General features: G+C 33.3%; 3 protein-coding genes. All 3 read left to right on the top strand.

Translation table 11 applies throughout. The features are described 5' to 3' along the window. Positions 1–1970, top strand: a 1970-nt coding sequence (locus ENO17_09600; GenBank protein ID HER25286.1) for a CBS domain-containing protein, incomplete at its 5' end; no start/stop codon positions are given. A 4-nt stretch (positions 1971–1974) separates the two neighbouring features. Further along, complete coding sequence (locus ENO17_09595) at positions 1975–2622, top strand: site-2 protease family protein (protein ID HER25285.1); 648 nt, start codon at positions 1975–1977, stop codon at positions 2620–2622. Between the two features lie 189 nt (positions 2623–2811). Next, positions 2812–3801 carry a tryptophan--tRNA ligase gene (trpS, locus tag ENO17_09590; GenBank protein ID HER25284.1) on the top strand — a complete coding sequence of 330 codons (990 nt, stop codon included), beginning with the start codon at positions 2812–2814 and terminating at the stop codon, positions 3799–3801. Positions 3802–3851 lie beyond the last annotated feature (50 nt).

The raw sequence follows: 3851 nt of genomic DNA, 5'->3' as shown, positions 1-3851 counted from the left end.
GACTGGCTCTTCTTACTCATAAATTAATAGAAATAGAAAACAGTGATGTTTTTTTTACTATAGTAAAAATGGCTGACCGACTATATATAGTCGGAAGAAGCAGAACAAATTCTGTAGACGTAGATGAAGTTTTAAAAGAATTAGGAGGAGGAGGTCACTTTCAAGCAGCCTCAGCAGTAGTAAAAGATTTGTCGCTTGATGAGTTAGAAGAAAAAATTGTCCAGATATTGGAAGAAAAAGTAAGAGTGGGAATTGTGGCAAAAGATATTATGTCTTCACCGGTTAAGACGGTTAATGCCTCCACTTCTATCGAAGAGACGAAAAAAATATTATTAAGGTATGGACATAACGGGATTCCGATTGTAGAAGAGGGGGATCTTAGGGGAATTATCACTATGCAAGAAGTCAATCGGGCTAAACAGCACGGATTTGGAAAAGAGCTGGTAAGTAAATATATGTCCGACCAGGTAGTTACCGTAAAGTTAAAGACCCCTTTAACCGAAATTCAAGAATTAATGATCAATTACGATATCGGAAGAGTATTGGTGGTGAACCAAGAAGATAAATTGGCGGGGATTATCACCAGAACCGATTTAATACGAAATTTATATGGAGAGAGTTATATTCCTAAAAGATCTTTTTCAACTTATGTCGAAACTAACAGCAAGATAGAGAGAAAAAAGCAAATAGAACTGATAGAGAAGGTAGTTCCCGAAAGAGTTAAAGATATTTTAGCTAAAATTGGAGCAATTGGCGATAGAATGAATTTTCCAGCTTTTATAGTAGGTGGAGTTGTAAGAGACCTCTTTTTAGGAATTAAGAATTATGATCTCGATATTGTAATTGAAGGAGAAGGAATAACATTTGCTCAAGAGCTAAGCAGAGACTTGGGAGGGCGAATTAAAAGCCACGAAAAATTTGGTACCGCAGTAGTAATTTTAGCGGATGGTTTTAAAATAGACGTCGCAACTGCTCGAAGAGAATTTTATGAATATCCAGCTGCTTTTCCAAAAGTCGAGCTTAGTTCAATTAGAAAAGATTTATATCGAAGAGATTTTACTATAAATGCAATGGCTATCCAGCTAAACCAAAAGTATTTTGGAAAGTTAGTCGATTTTTTTGGCGGTCAGAGGGATTTATATAAAGGTATAATCAGGGTTTTATATAATTTGAGTTTTGTGGAAGATCCAGCACGTATTATACGAGCAATAAGATTTGAACAAAGATATAATTTTAAAATGGATAGAACAACCGAGGATTTTCTAAAAAAAGCTATTGCTGATAAACTTCTTTCCAGGTTAAGAAGGAAAAGGATCACCGAGGAACTAATTCTAATATTAAAAGAAGAAAACCCCTTAAAATCCTTAAAAAGATTGGAAGAACTTGGTGCGCTGAAGTATATTCTTCCGGAACTTGAATTAAATGAAGAAACCATTGAAAGATTAAAGAAGGTAAAAGATAATTATAATTACTGGGTATGCAATCTTTCCGATGAAAAAATAGAAGTATGGATTATATATTTTTGCAGTTTAATTAGAAGTCTAAAAAAACGTCAAATACGGAGAATTTTTAATAAGCTAATAATTAAGCGAAAGTCCATAGACAAGATAACTTCTTGTTACTTAAATTTAGACCGAATCATAAAAATACTATCATCAAATAATAAAATATTACCCAGCACAATTTACCTAAAATTAAAAGATTTAGCTAACGAAGTCTTATTTTTGGTTATGTTGGAAAATGATACCGATATTACCAAAGAAAGAATATACAATTATCTTAATAAATATAAAAGAGAAATTTTATATATTTCAGGAAGGGAATTACAAGAACTTCAGATAAAACCCGGTCCGGTTTATTCGAAAATTTTAAATAGATTACTTTGTGCGCAGTTAGATGGAGAGGTAAAAAATAAAAGAGATGAAATTAGATTGGTAAAAAATATTATAAAAGAAAGGAAAAATATATAGAAAAATGTTGGACAATATATTCGAAATTGTCTGGAGTATACCAGCGGTGTTAATCGCCATAACTTTTCATGAATATTGTCATGGAATGATGGCTTACAAAATGGGTGATCCGACTGCGGCTGAAGCGGGAAGGCTTACTTTGAATCCTCTAGCTCATCTTGATCCTATAGGAACTTTGATGTTGATTTTATTTCGATTTGGGTGGGCAAAACCAGTTCCGGTAAATTTTAATAGATTGAATCACCCCAAAAGAGACATGATATATGTTTCATTAGCTGGACCTGTTGTCAATGTGATCATTGCAGTAATATTTGCCTTAATTTTGAGATTAAGTTATTATCTCATCGGACAGACTAATATAACCCAAAACAGTTCTTTTTTTAATCTATTAGTAACCCTGCTACGAGGTTGGGTAATATTCCTACAGACCGGCGTGATAATAAATTTAGCGCTATCCATATTTAATTTAATTCCTGTTCCACCTTTAGATGGTTCTAAGATATTGTTAGGCCTTTTACCAAATCCTTATGCTTATAAATTCTACAAGTTAGAATCTTATGGTCCAATTATTTTGTTAATTCTGGTATTAAGCGGTATAATTGGAAAAGTGCTATTTCCTATTGTATTTTTTCTATTTCGTTTCTTGGTTTAGAGTAGATATTTTTAAAAAAGTATCTTATAATTATAAAAATTAAGTTAAAATTATTGCATCGAGCGAAAAGTAACACAAAATATTTAAAAAATTTTATAGACCAGTGATTAAACCTAACAGTTGGTCAGTCGGTGATTTTACGATTTAAGAAATAAGCTATTTTAATAATGAAATGTAGAGAGGAGCAATATAATGGCAGGAATAATTTTTAGCGGAATGCGGCCTACCGGAAAATTGCACTTGGGAAACTACCTGGGAGCTTTGGAAAATTGGGTAAAACTTCAGGAAAAATACCAGTGTTTTTTTGGAGTCGTAGATTTACATGCGCTAACTACCGGTTACGATAAAACGAAAGACTTAAATGAAAATATCAAAGAAATGCTTATTGATTGGTTTAGTGCAGGAATTAACCCCGAGAGAAGTACTGTATTAATTCAATCTTATGTCCCGGAACATGCGGAATTGCATTTGCTTTTTTCCATGATTACTCCTATGCCCTGGTTGGAGAGAAATCCAGTTTTAAAAGAACAGGTACGGGATTTAGGATTAAAAGATAATATCAGTTACGGTCTCCTGGGATATCCGGTTCTAATGGCTTCAGATATATTGATCTATAAAGCGAATGCTGTGCCGGTAGGAGAAGACCAAGTGCACCATGTGGAATTAACTCGAGAGATAGCCCGTAGGTTTAATAATCTTTACAAAAATATATTTCCCTTACCCCAGGTGAAATTGACCAGGATTCCTCGGGTACCGGGTACTGATGGAAAGAGAATGAGCAAAACTCTGGGAAATACTATTTCTATATCCGATTCACCGGAAAAAATAGGAGAAAAAGTGAAGACAATGATCACTGATACTCAAAAAATAAGACTAAATGATCCCGGTCATCCGGATATTTGTGTGGTGTTTACCTACCAAGAAATCTTTAATTCGAATCAATCTAAAGAAATATTTTCTGGGTGTGAATCAGGAAAATTAGGGTGTGTAGAATGCAAACAAAAATTAGCCCAAGCGTTAATAGATAAATTTGGCGAATTCAGGGAAAAAAGAAAATATTATGAGAAAAATCCTAAAATAATTAGAGAAATAGTCATTGAGGGGAGCAAAAAGGCTAGACAGGTGGCTAAACAAACCCTTAATGAAGCAAAAAAGGCCATGAATTTAATCCATGAATAATGAAATAATAGATTTTAAAATAAAGACCGATGATTTAGATGATTCTATTG

It is taken from the genome of Candidatus Atribacteria bacterium (genome assembly GCA_011056645.1).
Classification (GTDB): domain Bacteria; phylum Atribacterota; class Phoenicimicrobiia; order Phoenicimicrobiales; family Phoenicimicrobiaceae; genus Sediminicultor; species Sediminicultor quartus.
Note: the sequence above shows the minus strand (reverse complement) of the source record. Positions and strands in the feature narration are given on the sequence as shown.

Bases quoted from the DNA above. Each gene is read 5' to 3' on its own strand.
- ENO17_09595 (HER25285.1), top strand. From the start codon at position 1,975: ATGTTGGACAATATATTCGAAATTGTCTGGAGTATACCAGCGGTGTTA.